Below are 14,733 nucleotides of genomic sequence, written 5' to 3' on the forward strand. Positions count from 1 at the left end.
ACTTACTTACGCAGTTCTACGCGACGGTTCTGAGCCCAGGACTGCTCGTCGTTGCCAGTGGCAACTGGACGCTCTTCGCCGTAGGAGACCAGTTCCAGCTGAGCAGGGGAAACGCCCTGCAGAACCAGGTAGCGCTGAACGGCTTTCGCACGACGCTCACCCAGAGCCATGTTGTACTCGCGGGTGCCGCGCTCGTCGGTGTTACCTTCCAGGACAACGCGGTTGCCGTTGGCTTTCAGGTCCTTGGCGTGAACGTCCAGAGCGCGCATGGCTTCTGGCTTCAGGTCCGAGCTGTCGTATTCGAAGTAGAAGGTGGTGATTGCGCGCAGGGCGGCTTCTTCGCTCAGGGAACCGTCAACAGCGCCAGTGTTGGCACCGTAGCCAGCGTTCGGGTCAACAGCGCCTTCACCAGCGTTGTCACCGCCTTTCGAGGAGCAACCTACAGCTACGGCCATGGCCAGAGCCAGCGCAGCAAATTTACCAAACTTCAGCATTTCCATCGTGAAACTCCTAATGAAACCCCAGTGTGTTAAGCAAAAACGTATTACGCCGCAATCAGTTCAGGTAAGGGGACCAGGACGGTTCTCTGACTTCGCCTTGAGCGGTAGGAAGTGGGAGCCTCACACGGCCGTTAAGCGACACGAGCATCAAGACTCCCCGGCCCTGCTGGCGGGTGGCGTAGATTAGCATGGTGCCGTTAGGCGCAACAGTGGGCGACTCATCAAGACTCGTTTCCGAGAGAATCTTTACACTTCCGCGTTGCAAGTCCTGTGCCGCCACCTTGAAGTTGGTGAAGCCCTGCTGACGATGGATCATGACCAGGGTCTTTTCGTCCGCCGACAGTTTCGGGTTGGCGTTGTAGTTACCCACGAATGTCACCCGCTCGGCACCACCACCACTGACCGACTGCTTGTAGATCTGCGGCTTGCCGCCACGGTCAGAGGTGAAGTACAGGGTGTTGCCATCCTTGCCCCAGAACGGTTCGGTGTTGATGCCGGGGCCGGCGGTAACACGGCTGATCTGGCGCGAAGCCACGTTCATCACGTAGATGTCCGGGTTGCCGTCCTTGGACAGCACGAACGCCAGGCGCGAACCATCAGGCGACCAGGCTGGTGCGCCATTCAGGCCTTCGAAGTTGGTCACCTGCTCGCGGCGGCCAGTATCGATGTTCTGGATGAAGATTCGCGGGCGCTTCTGCTCGAACGAAACATAGGCGATACGCTTGCCATCCGGCGCGAAGCGTGGCGACAGGATCGGCTCACGCGACTGCAACAGGGTCACCGCACGGGCGCCGTCGTAGTCCGAACGCTGCAGGGTGTAGCGGGTGTTGTTGACCGAGAAGCGCTCAGCAGTCACGTACAGCATGCGGGTAGAGAACGCACCCTTGATACCGGTGAGCTTCTCGAACGACTGGTCGGCAATGTAGTGCGCCATGTCACGCAGCTGGTCGGTGCTGCCCGCCACGCTACCGGTCAGCACTTGCTGCTCGGTGGCGACGTTGAACAGCGCGTACTGCACCTGCAGGCGACCGCCCGATGGCACGATGCTGCCTACCATCACGTACTGGGCACCCAGCGCTTTCCAGTCACGGAAGATGACTTCGCTGGCCTGGGTAGGCTGGCTGATCATGTTCTGACGCGGAATCGGCGAGTAGTAGCCCGAGTTGCGCAGGTCGTTGCCGATGATGTCGGCCATGTCTTCTGGCAGCACACTGCCACCCTGCAGACCGAACGGCACTACCGCGATGGGCGTGGCCCGATCGCTGCCGCTGGTGACCAGGATGTTCTTTTCCTCTGCCATGGCCATGCCAGCCACGCAGCAGAGCATGACCAGCATTCCTCGAAGGAGTTTAATCACAACGCTAGATCCTCAGGAGTAAATGTCATCTTGAACGAACGATAACGATTGAAATCGCTCGGCTTCATACCCTGCATCTCGGTCAGACGACCGATATTCTTCACTGCCGCCACCGCCGAACTGTCGAACGGACCATCGCCACTGGACTTGATCACGCTGACACCGGTAACGGTGCCGTCCGGCAACATGTTGACCTGCAGGGTCACCGTCATGCCCTTACGCGCGGAAGGCGGACGTGCCCAGCCCTCGGCCGCGCGCATGCGGATCAGGTCGTCGAAGTCGCCGGCCACCTGGTCACCCTGCTCATCAGCCAGAGCCTGCTGCCGCTCGGTGGTGTCGGACAACAGCTCGGCCAGGGCCTGTGCTTTCTTGTCTTCCGCCGACTTGCGGGCCGCTTCCTGTGCCTTCTTCTTCTGAGCATCTGCAGCGGCTTTTTTCTTGGCCTCTTCAGCTGCCTTCTTATTCGCGTCCTCGGCCGCCGCTTTCTTCTTGGCGTCCTCGGCTGCTTTCTTCTTCGCGTCCTCGGCGGCCTGCTTTTTGGCCTCCTCGGCTGCTTTTTTCTTGGCTTCTTCCTCAGCCTGCTTCTTCGCCTCTTCCTCGGCCTTCTTCTTGGCGATGTCAGCCTGCTGCTTCTCGGCGGCCTTCTTCGCCTCTTCGGCTTTCTTGGACTCGGCGGCTTTCTTGGCTTCGGCAGCTTTCGCAGCTTCCTCGGCCTTCTTGGCTTCGGCGGCTTCGCGTGCTTCTTCAGCCTTTTGAGCGGCGTCGGCTTTCTTTTGTTCCGCGGCCTTGATGGCCTCCTGCTCGACCTTTTTCTGCTCCAACTGCTCGACTTCGGTCTGGCGCGAGGCGGTTTTCTTCGCTTCCCCGGCAATCTTCTGATTGGTCTGGGTCGTCGCCTGGCTCTTGGACTTGAGCTGATACAGGGTAGCCTGAACGATCGGCTTGGAAGGCGGCAGTTCAGGCGTCATGGCAAAGCTGACGAACAGCAGGGCGAACACCAGCACATGCAGGCCGATGGCCCAGACACTGGGCCAGAAGTAGCTTTCCGAGGCGGATGGCTCTCGCTGTTGCATCAGGGCGCCTCGGTAATCAGGCCAACGTTACCGACACCGGCCTTCTGCAACCCGCCCATGGCGCCCATGACGGCGCCGTAGTCGACAGCCTTGTCGCCACGAATGAAGACCTGGGTCTGCTTGCCCTGGTCGCGACCGGCGGCAATGATCTTGGTCACTGCGCTGGTCATGTCCGGCAAGGTCATGGCCTTGTCCATCTGCTTGTCGGTGTCGACTTCGCTGCCGAGGTTCCAGTAGTAGGTCTTGTCGGCCTTGATGGAGATGGTGAGGATCTGGACGTTGTTGTCCTGCGGCAAGGCTTCGCTGGAAACCTTGGGCAGGTCGACCTTCACGCCCTGGTTGAGCATGGGCGCCGTCACCATGAAGATGACCAGCAGCACCAGCATCACGTCGATGTAGGGCACCACGTTCATCTCGGCGACGGGCTTGCGTTTGTGGCGAACTCGGGCCATGGGCTTCTACCTGATTACTCTTCGCTGGTGTGCACTTTGCGGTGCAGGATCGCCTGGAACTCGTCGGCGAAGGTGTAGTAACGGCCGATCAGCACTTCGCTGCGCGCCGCGAAACGGTTGTAGGCGATGACCGCCGGAATGGCCGCGAACAGGCCGATGGCAGTGGCGACCAGCGCTTCGGCGATACCCGGGGCCACGGTGGCCAGGGTGGCCTGCTGGGCACTGGCCAGGCCGCGGAACGAGTTCATGATGCCCCACACGGTGCCGAACAGGCCGATGTACGGGCTGGTCGAACCGACGGTGGCGAGGAACGGCAGACTCTGCTCGAGCTTTTCTTCTTCACGGGAGATGGCCACGCGCATGGCACGCGAAACGCCTTCCATCACCGCGTCCGGGTCAACGCCCTGCTGCTGGCGCAGACGCGAGAACTCCTTGAAGCCGGCACGGAAGACCTGCTCCACACCGGAATCCGGGTCCGGGTTGCTGCCTGCCTGACGATACAGCTTGGACAGGTCGATGCCCGACCAGAAGCGCTCCTCGAAGGCATCCAGCGCACGACGACCGGCGCGCAGCATGGTGCTGCGCTGGAAGATCATGATCCATGAGGTGACCGAGGCGGCCACCAGGGTCAGCATTACCAGCTGTACCACCACGCTGGCATTGCTGACCAGACTCCACATGGAGGTATGGTCGACGACGTTAGCTTCCACGCTTATTCTCCTGCGTTCGATTGATTACCCGAGCCGTCCGCCACAAAGGCGTCGCGCAGCTGGGGGGGTATGGCTCGGGGTTTGAAAGTGTCGGCGCGCACGGCGGCCACCAGGAACTGCCCTTCGCAGAGCAGCGTTTCATCTTTTTCCCGCCAGACCTGCTGCACGAAGCGCAGGCTGGCGCGATTGAGTTCAAGTACTTGCGCTGTGACCCTCAGCTCGTCGTCCAGGCGTGCCGGCGCGTGATAGCGGGCTTCGCTGGAATGAACCACGAACAGCAGGTTGTCCTCGGCCAACTGCGCCTGGGAAAAACCCAGATGCCGCAGGCGCTCGGTGCGCGCGCGCTCCATGAATTTCAGGTAATTGACGTAATACACCACGCCACCGGCATCGGTATCCTCGTAATAGACGCGACAACGGTGTGCGAACGGTTCCAGGCCATTTTGCGCGCGCATACTCTAGTGCTTACTCCTCAGCTTGCCAATCCGCTGCGGCAACTGTTTTTTCTTCATTAATGTCGAATTGCCAGCGCGCCATCGGCATGCCAGCGGTAGGACCACGAAAAGCCGGTTTTGATCTGTCATTCATCGCCTGGTTCGGAAAATTCCCCTGCGCCTCCCAGGCTGCCAGGCACATTCAAGCCAAAGTGCAGGTAGGCGTGCCGGGTCACCACACGGCCGCGAGGCGTGCGCATTATGTACCCCTGCTGAATCAGGTAGGGCTCGAGCACATCCTCGATGGTGTGGCGCTCCTCACTGATGGCTGCAGCCAGGTTGTCCACGCCCACCGGGCCACCGTCGAACTTTTCGATCATGGTCAGCAGCAGGCGGCGGTCGGAATGGTCGAAACCGCGCTCGTCGACGTCCAGCAGGTTCAGCGCCATGTCGGCCACGGCCTTGGTGATCTGGCCCTTGCCACGCACCTCGGCATAGTCGCGCACGCGGCGCAGCAGGCGGTTGGCAATACGTGGCGTGCCGCGGGCGCGCCGGGCGATCTCGTAAGCGCCGTGATCCTCGATGGCCAGGCCAAGAATGTTGGCCGAGCGGCTGACGATGGTCGCCAGGTCCTTGTCGCTGTAGAACTCCAGGCGCTGGACGATACCGAAGCGGTCACGCAACGGGTTGGTGAGCATGCCGGCGCGGGTGGTGGCGCCAACCAGGGTGAACGGCGGCAGGTCGAGCTTGATCGAACGGGCTGCGGGGCCTTCGCCGATCATGATGTCGAGCTGGAAGTCCTCCATCGCCGGATACAGCACTTCCTCGACCACCGGTGACAGGCGGTGAATTTCATCGATGAACAGCACATCGTGCGGTTCGAGGTTGGTCAGCATCGCCGCCAGGTCGCCCGGCCGTTCGAGGATCGGGCCCGAGGTGCTCTTGACCGACACGCCCATCTCCTGGGCGATGATATTGGCCAGGGTGGTCTTGCCCAGCCCGGGAGGACCGAAGATCAGCGTGTGATCGAGCGACTCGCCGCGCCCGCGTGCCGCCTGGATGAACAGCGCCATCTGCTCGCGCACTACCGGCTGGCCGATGTACTCGTCCAGGCGCAGCGGGCGGATCGCACGGTCCTGGACTTCTTCTCGGTCGCGGCCACTGGCGGCAATCAGGCGGTCGGCTTCGATCACTTGGTAATCATCCCTTTAAGGCTGCGACGAATGAGTTCTTCGCTGCTCAGGCCGGCCTTGTCCTTGATAGCGGCGATGGCCTTGCTCGCTTCCTGCGGCTTGTAGCCCAGGGACACCAGGGCGCTGACTGCGTCGGCCTCGGCAGACGACTCGCTGGCCACCGGCAGCGGGCCATCGGAGACCAGGGTGAACATGGCCGGTGAGGTTTCCCAGGCCTTGAAGCGGTCCTTCAGCTCGACCAGCAGGCGCTCGGCGGTTTTCTTGCCGACACCAGGCACGCGCACCAGCACCGAGGCATCCTGCGCCTGCACGCAGCGCACCAGTTCGTCCACTTCCAGGCCGGACATCAGCGCCAGCGCCAGCTTGGGGCCCACGCCATTCAGGCGGATCAGTTCGCGGAACAGCTCACGCTCGCGCTTTTCAGCAAACCCGTAGAGCAGGTGAGCGTCTTCGCGCACCACCAGGTGGGTATGCACGGTCACCGGCTCGCCAACCTTGGGCAGGCGGTACAGGGTAGTCATCGGCACCTCCAGCTCGTAGCCCACGCCGTTGACGTCGATAATCAGGTGCGGCGGCTGTTTTTCCGCCAGGGTGCCGCGCAAACGTCCAATCACGTTCCGATCCTTTCTCTCGGGGAGCCGGTCGAAGACCGCTCAACCCTATCAGCAAATGCACCGGGTGAACGTTTCACCCGAACAAAATGTGTATCAGCGCATGAAGCGCTTAAAGACGCAAGCGCCCGCCGCGTCGCCGCGCCGTGGCCAGGCCGTGAGGCACCAAACTGGAGCGGGTATGGGCATGGCACAGGGCGATGGCCAGGGCGTCGGAGGCGTCGATTTGCGGCTTCTGGGTCAGCTTGAGCAGATGCATGACCATCAGCATCACCTGTTCTTTATTTGCCCCGCCGCTGCCGGCGACGGCCTGCTTGACCTGACTGGCGCTGTATTCGGCGATTTCCAGGCCGGCTTCAGCGGCAGCAACGATAGCTGCACCGCGAGCCTGGCCCAGCTTGAGCGCAGAATCGGCGTTGCGTGCCATGAACACCCGCTCGATGCCCATGGTCACCGGACCGTGCTGGGCGATGATCTCGCTGACGCCGCGAAAAACAATCTGCAACCGCTCAGGCAGCTCGCCGCTGCCGGTACGGATGCAGCCCGACGCCACGTACTCGCAACCACGGGCGGTCTGGCGGACCACACCGTAGCCGGTGATACGAGAGCCGGGGTCGATACCAAGAATCAGAGTCATAGCGCCCGTTAATTAGAAGTAGCATTTGTGCAAGCAGTACCGGCCCCTTCGCGGGACAAGCCCGCTCCTACAGGTATTGCACACATCCTGTAGGAGCGGTCTTGTCCCGCGAAGGGGCCGGCACATGCACAGCAAAACTCAAAGCCCCGACAAAATTGATCAGAAGACCTTAGCCGAGTTTTTCCATGATCTCGTCGGAGATCTGCGCATTGGAGTAGACGTTCTGCACGTCGTCCAGGTCTTCGAGCATGTCGATCAGCTTGAGCACCTTCTCGGCGCCCTCCTGGTCCAGTTCGGCGCTGGTGGTCGGCTGCATGACGATTTCCGCGTCGGCGGCCTTGAAGCCCGCCTCTTCCAGCGCGTTACGCACGGCGTAGAAGCTATTGAACGAGGTGAACACCTCGAACGAACCATCGTCGTTGGCCACCACGTCGTCGGCATCGGCCTCCATCGCAGCTTCCATCAAGGCATCTTCATCGACGCCCGGGGCGAAGCTGATCTGGCCCTTGCGTTCGAACAGATAGGCCACCGAGCCGTCGGTGCCGAGGTTGCCGCCACACTTGGTGAAGGCATGGCGCACGGCGGCGGCGGTCCGGTTGCGGTTGTCGGTCATGGCCTCGACCATGATCGCCACGCCACCCGGGCCATAGCCTTCGTAGCTGAGCTCTTCGACGTTGTCGCTTTCGTTGGTGCCAGCACCACGGGCCACGGCGCGATCGATGATGTCACGGCTCATGTTAGCGCCCAGGGCCTTGTCCAACGCCAGGCGCAGGCGCGGGTTGGAGCCTGGGTCGGCACCACCCTGCTTGGCCGCGACAGTCAGCTCACGGATCCACTTGGTGAAGATCTTGCCTCTCTTGGCATCCTGGCGCTCTTTGCGGTGCTTGATGTTCGCCCACTTGGAATGACCAGCCATAACGACTCCGAATCCTTGAAACAGAAACAGGTTCCGCCCCGAAGGGCGGAACGTGGGAATACTGCGCCGAAGCGCCGAGGCGCACCCGCCAGGATGCGCCCGGGGCCGATTACTCGACCTTGGTCTGCTCGCGCAGACGGATGTGCAGCTCGCGCAGGGCCTTGGCATCGACCATGCCAGGGGCCTGGGTCATGACGCACGCGGCGCTCTGGGTTTTCGGGAAAGCGATCACTTCACGGATCGACTGGGCGCCGGTCATCAGCATGACCAGACGGTCCAGGCCGAAGGCCAGGCCACCGTGAGGCGGTGCACCGAACTTCAGGGCGTCGAGCAGGAAGCCGAACTTCTCTTCCTGTTCTTCTGCCTCGATGCCCAGCAGACGGAATACCGCTTGCTGCATCTCTTTGCGGTGGATACGAATCGAACCGCCACCCAGTTCGGTACCGTTCAGGACCATGTCGTAGGCACGGGACAGCGCGGTGGCCGGGTTGGCCTCGAGCTCTTCCGGGGTGCACTTCGGCGCGGTGAACGGGTGGTGCAGCGCGGTGAAGCTGCCGTCTTCGTTTTCTTCGAACATCGGGAAGTCGACGACCCACATCGGCGCCCACTCGCAGGTCAGCAGCTCGAAGTCGTGACCCAGACGGATACGTAGCGCGCCCAGGGCCTCACTGACGACCTTGAACTTGTCGGCACCGAAGAACACGATGTCACCATCGACAGCGCCAACGCGGTCGAGGATGTTGTTGAGGTTGGCCTCAGGGATGTTCTTGACGATCGGCGACTGCAGGCCTTCGACGCCTTTGGCGCGCTCGTTGACCTTGATGTAGGCCAGGCCCTTGGCACCGTAGATGCCGACGAACTTGGTGTACTCGTCGATCTTGCTGCGTGGCATGCTGGCGCCGCCTGGCAGGCGCAGGGCGGTGACGCGGCACTTCGGATCGTTGGCCGGGCCGGCGAAGACCTTGAAGTCAACATCCTTCAGCTGGTCGGCAACGTCGACCAGTTCCAGGGGGATACGCAGGTCAGGCTTGTCGGAGCCGTAGCGGCGCATGGCCTCTTCGAAGGTCATGTGCGGGAATTCGCCGAATTCCAGGTCCAGCACTTCCTTGAACAGCTTGCGGATCATGCTCTCGGTGAGGCCCATGATCTCGGCTTCGTCGAGGAAGCTGGTCTCGATGTCGATCTGGGTGAATTCCGGCTGGCGGTCAGCACGCAGGTCTTCATCGCGGAAGCACTTGGCGATCTGGTAGTAGCGGTCGAAACCGGCAACCATCAGCAGCTGCTTGAACAGCTGAGGCGACTGCGGCAAGGCGAAGAAGCTGCCCGCGTGGGTACGGCTCGGCACCAGGTAGTCACGCGCGCCTTCTGGAGTGGCACGGGTGAGGATCGGGGTTTCGACGTCAAGGAAGCCGTTTTCATCGAGGAAACGACGGATGCTGCTGGTGATGCGCGAACGCAGGCGCAGCTTGTCGGCCATTTCTGGGCGACGCAGGTCGATGAAGCGGTAGCGCAGGCGGGTTTCCTCGCCGACATCGGAGTACTCGTTCAGCGGGAACGGTGGGGTTTCCGCTTCGTTCAGCACGTTCAGCTGGTAGCCGAGGATCTCGATGGCACCGGACGCCATGTTGGCGTTCACTGCGCCGTCCGGGCGCTTGCGCACCTTGCCGGTGATCTGCACGACGTACTCGCTGCGCACGCGGTCAGCGGCGGCGAAGGTTTCGGCGCGATCCGGATCGAACACGACCTGGGCCATGCCTTCGCGGTCACGGATGTCGAGGAAGATCACCCCGCCGTGGTCGCGGCGACGATGGACCCAGCCGCAAAGGGTGACTTCCTGGCCGTCCAGGCTCTCGTTCAGTTGGCCGCAATAATGGCTGCGCATCATGATGGTGGTTTCGCTTCTCGTGATTCGTGTATTCGTTGGAGGCCTTGGCCGCCCGGAGGGCTAATACTGCAAGACCCGGCTACTGCAATTCAACTCAGTCGGCCTTGTCGCCGCCTGCCAGGTTCTTTTTCGCCCCGGTCTTGAAGTCGGTTTCGTACCAGCCATTGCCACTCAGGCGAAAACCGGGGACCGACAGCAATTTTTTCAATGCCGGCGCCTGACAGGCCGGGCAGTCGGTCAGCGGCGCGGCGCTGATCTTCTGCAGCGCCTCCATCCGGTGATCGCAGGAAGCACATTGATAGTCATAAAGGGGCATGAACGTCTCTCGTCAACCACAACGCTGGCTGCCGGGGCAGCAAAAAGCGGGATTATATATGGTTAACCGACACTGCGCAGCCCGCCGGGCGATCAGCGTGCACTCGGCGGATCACGCAACCAGGCGACACAGATCACCCGGATCAGCCCGCTGAAGTTGCGCACCCCACCCTGACGCAAGTGCACTTCGCGATCGACATAGGAGAGCACGGCACTGACCGAGCACTGGTTCGCTGCAGCGATCTGCTCGAGGATACCCCAATACACCGCCTCCAGGCGCAAGCAGGTGGAAAAACCATTCAATCGCACCGAACGCGAGACAGGTTGAGTCTGCAACATGTCGAAGTCGGTCTTGAATGGGTCGATGCACTGCTTGCCAGGCCAGTGCCCCGCCCTCACCGCACGCTTGATTGCTTGCATCGCGCCACTTCCTCAGTTCATTCAACTGGGGCTCAATGAAGCGCTGAGCGAGGCGCCCAAAGCAGCGGCAAAGTCTTCCCGCACAAACGAAAGGGCCCGACTGAAGCGGATTCAGTCGGGCCTACGGACAAGTCCTACAGTATTAACTGATTACTTACCGTCGAGCAGCACCCGCAGCATCCAGGCCGTCTTTTCATGCACCTGCATGCGCTGGGTCAGCAGATCAGCGGTCGGCTCGTCGCTAACCTTGTCGACCACCGGGAAGATGCTGCGGGCAGTACGCACCACGGCCTCTTGCCCCTGCACCAGCTGGCGGATCATCTCGTCTGCGGGCGGAACACCCTCTTCTTCCTTGATCGAGGAGTGTCGCGCATAAAAGGCGTACGAGCCTGGTGCCGGGAAGCCCAGCGCGCGAATCCGTTCGGCGATCGAATCAACCGCCAGCGCCAGTTCGTTGTACTGTTCCTCGAACATCAGGTGCAGGGTGCGGAACGACGGACCGGTGACGTTCCAGTGGAAGTTATGGGTTTTCAGATACAGCACATAGGTATCCGACAACAGGCGGGAAAGCCCTTCGACGATGGACTTGCGATCTTCTTCACTGATACCGATATCGATTGCCATGAAGTTCCCCTTTCCATAAGGCTTGATGATCAAGCGGGCCCGACACACTGTATCAATACTTGGCGCAATCTGCCCATGACCCAAGGCAAGCCATCGGCACCTGCCGCCTGCGGTTTGAGAAGCCCCCGCCTTTGCTGTTAAATAGGCACTGTGCCACCCGTGCGGACTGTCATTGCCGGGTGCATAGGCTGGCCTCCACGTGTTCGCGCTTTACACCTCATGCGCACCGTGCCGCCAGCTCTTCCTGTGATCGGCCTTATCAACTGTGAGCCAACCCATGTTCAAGATCGTCCATCTGGTGACGGGCGTTGCGGCTTTGCTGCTATCGCTCATGCCCAGCCTCAAACCCGACGCAACACCCTTCCTGCAGCAACCCGACGCGGTCCATCTGACCCTGCTCGGCCTGCTCAACCTACTGCTGGCCCCGGTCGTGCCCCTGTATTACCGCGGTGCGCGGCAACAACTGCAATACCTGGCCTGCGCCCTGCTGGTGGTGGCCGTGGTCCTGCAGACCCTGACCCTGCTGGCGCGCCCGGAAATGGGCAACCTGGCGGCGCTGGTCTGCGCCACACTGGCCGTCGCCCTGCACCTGGTAGCCGGTTTCGCCCGCAGCGGCAAGAAGGCCCGCGCCAGCCAAGGGGCATCACTGGAAGCCGGCAAGCGTGATACCGGCACCGTGAAGTGGTTCAACACCTCCAAGGGCTTCGGTTTCATTTCCCGAGATTCGGGCGATGACATCTTTGTCCACTTCCGCGCCATCCGCGGCGAGGGCCACCGCATTCTGGTCGAAGGCCAGCGCGTGGAGTTCTCGGTGATGCACCGCGACAAAGGCCTGCAGGCCGAAGACGTGGTCGCGGTGAACCGCCGCTGACCCTGCGCCGCCCTGGGGCAAGCCCAGGGCGGCGACTTGTCAGTAATGAGGTGGCGGCGCCTCTTCCCCTTCACTGCCGTACTGCCCGACCATCTCTTCATAACGCTTGATCAGTTCGGCCACCTGCAGCTGCAGGCGTTCGATGACCCGCCCCTGCTCGACCACCACATCATTCAGCGCCTGGATCGTGTCGTCCTGGAATGCCTGACGGGTTTCCAGCTCGATGATGCGCAACTCTGCCGACATGTCAGGCCCCCTGGTAATCGTGGGTCAGCAACGCCCGCAGACGCTGACGAATGGCATCTACCTGCTCCGGCGCATACCCGACGGCCGGCACCTTGCCCCAAACCGGCGCTGGCCAGGCTGCGTCGCCGTGGTGGCGGACGATGACATGCATGTGCAATTGGCTGACCACGTTACCCAGGGTGGCAACGTTCATCTTGTCTGCTGCGAATTCGCGCTTGAGCGCTTCGGCCAGGTAGGTGGTTTCCTTCCACAGTTGCGCCTGGTCTTCCTGACTCAGGTCGAACAGTTCGCTCACACCTGCACGCTTGGGCACCAGGATGAACCATGGGTAATTGGCATCCTTGCTGAGCAGCAGACGGCACAGCGGAAAGTCACCCAGCACCAGGGAGTCCTGCTGCAAACGCGAATCCATATCAAACACGATCAATCTCCAACAATAATCATATGCGCCAAGGATACTCTGCTTCGCCCGCGCCAGCATGCGCCAGACGCACGGCTGCACGCTTTAAGCTCATGAATCTCCACGACTTGCACAACGGCGGTAACACAGCGCTACTTTTCGCACCAAAATGAGGCCACAAAAGTGTGCGCCACTACGCTTCTACCCACATCAATGACTCAGGATCAACAGTTGTCGGTAACACATTGACTTTTATGACAGCTTTTTCTTTTACCCTGCACATTGAAGCTGGCACACCATCAGACAAATCCCGCCCCGTGTTTTCGGTACTTTCCGACCTTTGGCAGCGGTTACTGTGAAAATTTCATGAACCGTTGTTAATTTTGAGCACGCTTGTTGCATTCTCTCCACGCCAAGTCGGCACGACACCTGCATTGACCGGGTGACGCGACAAATAACAACAGCGAAATTGGGTACACCAGGGAGTTTCCCCAGCCAGAATCTGAAGTTACAGAATCGTTACGGCTAAGGAACAGCGCTGGCGTTGTACGGCCCGGTTAATCGGGACGTGATTTGCGACATGGAGATACTTAAAAGCGACACGGCAATAAAGTTCCCGAAAGGATGATTTTTGCCATATCGCCAACAACAGTCAGCGTGCTATACATTTCCGCCGACATAACAAGAAAGAGCTGCCCCATATAACTAAAAGACTTGGGCGCAGCGGTACTCTTCCTAAAAACCAAAGGAGCAAATCACGATGCGCGTGATGAAGTGGAGCATGATCGCCCTGGCCGTTGCGGCAGGGACCTCGCAGATGGCCGTTGCCTCGTCCCAGGACGATTCCAAGGGTTTCCTCGAAGACAGCAAGCTGAACGTCAAGACTCGCATGCTGTACTTCAGCCGCGACTTCCGTAACAACGAGCCAGGCACCCAGAGCCGCGTTGAAGAAACCGGCCTCGGCTTCCTCGGCACTTACGAGTCGGGCTTCACCCAAGGCGTTATCGGCGTGGGCGTCGATGCCATCGGCATGCTCGGCGTGAAACTGGACAGCGGCAAGGGTCGCCACAGCACCGGTCAGTTCCCGACTGACGCCGACGGCCGTGCGCAGGACGAGTTCTCCGAAGGCGGCGCTGCGGTCAAGCTGCGCATCTCCGATACCGTACTGAAAGTCGGCGACCAGTTCACTGCCCTGCCAGTGCTCGCGACCGATGACAGCCGCCTGCTGCCAGAAGTGGCTCAAGGCGCACTGATCACCAGCAACGAAATCAAGGGCCTGACCCTGAACGCCGGTCACTTTACCGCGCTGAACGCCCAGTCCCAGACGTTCCATGACAGCCTGCACTTGAAGCAGGCCGACGTTCTCGGTGGCACCTACGCCTTCACCGACAACCTGTCCACCAGCCTGTACTACTCCAAGGTTGAAGACTACTGGCGCAAGTACTACGCCAACCTGAACTGGGCGCTGCCGCTCTCGGACAAACAGGGCCTGGTGTTCGACTTCAACATCTATGACACCAAGAGCGATGGCCAAGGCCTGCAGCGCGCCGAGAAAGATGGCGTGACCAAGCTCGACAACCAGGCCTACAGCCTGTCGGGCGCCTACAACATCGGCGCTCACACCTTCACCCTGGCCTACCAGAAGGTCCACGGTGACGGTGACTACGGTTACGGCGTGGACGGTGGTGGTACCATCTTCCTGGCCAACTCCGTGGCCCGTTCCGACTTCAACGCTGAAGACGAAAAATCCTGGCAGGCTCGCTACGACCTGAACTTCGCCGAGTTCGGCGTACCAGGCCTGACCTTCATGACCCGTTACGTGCGTGGTAGCGATGCCAACACCGGTTCCACCAGCAATGGCAAGGAATGGGAACGCGACGTAGACGTCAAGTACGTACTGCAGGAAGGCCCGGCTAAAGACCTGAGCTTCCGCGTTCGCCAGGCTACCTACCGCTCCAGCGACGGCGTCTACTACGGTTCCAGCTCGATCGACGAACTGCGCCTGATCGTCGAGTACCCGCTGAGCATCCTGTAAGCCTGGCTTATAGTGCCCCGCACCTGAAAAAGCCCGGCACACTTGCCGGGCTTT

At 61.0% G+C, this 14,733-nt stretch carries 18 protein-coding genes; 2 read left to right on the forward strand and 16 right to left on the reverse strand.

Features of this window, described 5'->3' with window-relative positions; translation table 11 throughout:
• Positions 1–2: 2 nt before the first annotated feature.
• The 14 genes from pal to BGP85_RS22690 all read right to left on the reverse strand — a co-directional run bounded on the left by pal (position 3) and on the right by BGP85_RS22690 (position 11,127).
• Positions 3–500 carry a peptidoglycan-associated lipoprotein Pal gene (gene pal / locus BGP85_RS22625; RefSeq protein WP_023381906.1) on the reverse strand — a complete coding sequence of 166 codons (498 nt, stop codon included), beginning with the start codon at positions 498–500 and terminating at the stop codon, positions 3–5.
• 55 nt (positions 501–555) lie between these two features.
• Positions 556–1,836, reverse strand: a complete 1,281-nt coding sequence (tolB, locus tag BGP85_RS22630; protein WP_181004445.1) for a Tol-Pal system beta propeller repeat protein TolB — start codon at positions 1,834–1,836, stop codon at positions 556–558.
• A 17-nt stretch (positions 1,837–1,853) separates the two neighbouring features.
• Positions 1,854–2,930: a cell envelope integrity protein TolA gene (gene tolA / locus BGP85_RS22635; protein WP_103445275.1), complete on the reverse strand. Its 1,077-nt coding sequence runs from the start codon at positions 2,928–2,930 to the stop codon at positions 1,854–1,856.
• Entirely contained in the window at positions 2,930–3,382 is a 453-nt protein-coding gene (tolR, locus tag BGP85_RS22640) for a protein TolR (protein ID WP_008090221.1), read from the reverse strand. The genes tolA and tolR overlap by 1 nt, the downstream gene beginning before the upstream one ends.
• 14 nt (positions 3,383–3,396) lie before the next feature.
• Positions 3,397–4,092 carry a protein TolQ gene (gene tolQ, locus BGP85_RS22645; protein WP_103445276.1) on the reverse strand — a complete coding sequence of 232 codons (696 nt, stop codon included), beginning with the start codon at positions 4,090–4,092 and terminating at the stop codon, positions 3,397–3,399.
• 2 nt (positions 4,093–4,094) lie between these two features.
• Positions 4,095–4,547: a tol-pal system-associated acyl-CoA thioesterase gene (gene ybgC / locus BGP85_RS22650; RefSeq protein ID WP_103445277.1), complete on the reverse strand. Its 453-nt coding sequence runs from the start codon at positions 4,545–4,547 to the stop codon at positions 4,095–4,097.
• 125 nt (positions 4,548–4,672) lie between these two features.
• Complete coding sequence (ruvB, locus tag BGP85_RS22655; RefSeq protein ID WP_103445278.1) at positions 4,673–5,719, reverse strand: Holliday junction branch migration DNA helicase RuvB; 1,047 nt, start codon at positions 5,717–5,719, stop codon at positions 4,673–4,675.
• Positions 5,716–6,333 carry a Holliday junction branch migration protein RuvA gene (gene ruvA / locus BGP85_RS22660; RefSeq protein WP_027919956.1) on the reverse strand — a complete coding sequence of 206 codons (618 nt, stop codon included), beginning with the start codon at positions 6,331–6,333 and terminating at the stop codon, positions 5,716–5,718. Before ruvA ends, ruvB begins: the two co-directional genes overlap by 4 nt.
• A gap of 109 nt (positions 6,334–6,442) precedes the next feature.
• Positions 6,443–6,967 carry a crossover junction endodeoxyribonuclease RuvC gene (gene ruvC, locus BGP85_RS22665; RefSeq protein ID WP_060510186.1) on the reverse strand — a complete coding sequence of 175 codons (525 nt, stop codon included), beginning with the start codon at positions 6,965–6,967 and terminating at the stop codon, positions 6,443–6,445.
• A 169-nt stretch (positions 6,968–7,136) separates the two neighbouring features.
• Entirely contained in the window at positions 7,137–7,883 is a 747-nt protein-coding gene (locus tag BGP85_RS22670) for a YebC/PmpR family DNA-binding transcriptional regulator (RefSeq protein WP_103445279.1), read from the reverse strand.
• A gap of 109 nt (positions 7,884–7,992) precedes the next feature.
• Positions 7,993–9,768, reverse strand: a complete 1,776-nt coding sequence (gene aspS / locus BGP85_RS22675) for an aspartate--tRNA ligase (protein WP_027919959.1) — start codon at positions 9,766–9,768, stop codon at positions 7,993–7,995.
• Positions 9,769–9,862: 94 nt separating this feature from the next.
• The gene (locus tag BGP85_RS22680) at positions 9,863–10,084 is read right to left on the reverse strand and encodes an FmdB family zinc ribbon protein (protein WP_027919960.1); all 222 of its coding nucleotides are present in this window, start codon (positions 10,082–10,084) and stop codon (positions 9,863–9,865) included.
• A 92-nt stretch (positions 10,085–10,176) separates the two neighbouring features.
• On the reverse strand, positions 10,177–10,503 hold the full coding sequence (locus tag BGP85_RS22685; RefSeq protein ID WP_103445280.1) for a ribbon-helix-helix domain-containing protein: 327 nt from the start codon (positions 10,501–10,503) through the stop codon (positions 10,177–10,179).
• Positions 10,504–10,653: 150 nt separating this feature from the next.
• The gene (locus tag BGP85_RS22690) at positions 10,654–11,127 is read right to left on the reverse strand and encodes a Dps family protein (protein ID WP_103445281.1); all 474 of its coding nucleotides are present in this window, start codon (positions 11,125–11,127) and stop codon (positions 10,654–10,656) included.
• Between the two features lie 277 nt (positions 11,128–11,404).
• Here BGP85_RS22690 and BGP85_RS29470 point away from each other — a divergent pair, with 277 nt between their 5' ends.
• Positions 11,405–11,998 (forward strand): cold-shock protein, encoded by a 594-nt coding sequence (locus BGP85_RS29470; protein WP_103445282.1) that lies wholly within the window; start codon positions 11,405–11,407, stop codon positions 11,996–11,998.
• 39 nt (positions 11,999–12,037) lie between these two features.
• Here the strand turns inward: BGP85_RS29470 and BGP85_RS22700 are convergent, their stop codons facing one another.
• Positions 12,038–12,244, reverse strand: a complete 207-nt coding sequence (locus BGP85_RS22700; protein ID WP_103445283.1) for a SlyX family protein — start codon at positions 12,242–12,244, stop codon at positions 12,038–12,040.
• 1 nt (position 12,245) lies between these two features.
• A complete protein-coding gene (locus BGP85_RS22705) occupies positions 12,246–12,665 on the reverse strand; it encodes an HIT family protein (RefSeq protein ID WP_103445284.1) in 420 nt (139 codons plus the stop codon).
• 739 nt (positions 12,666–13,404) lie between these two features.
• On the opposite strand from BGP85_RS22705, the gene BGP85_RS22710 reads away from it, so the two are divergent.
• Positions 13,405–14,679, forward strand: coding sequence for an OprD family porin (locus BGP85_RS22710; RefSeq protein WP_103445285.1), 1,275 nt, complete (start codon positions 13,405–13,407; stop codon positions 14,677–14,679).
• The last annotated feature ends 54 nt before the right edge of the window (positions 14,680–14,733 follow it).

This window comes from Pseudomonas putida, from assembly GCF_002906855.1.
In the GTDB taxonomy this organism is placed as follows: domain Bacteria; phylum Pseudomonadota; class Gammaproteobacteria; order Pseudomonadales; family Pseudomonadaceae; genus Aquipseudomonas; species Aquipseudomonas putida_N.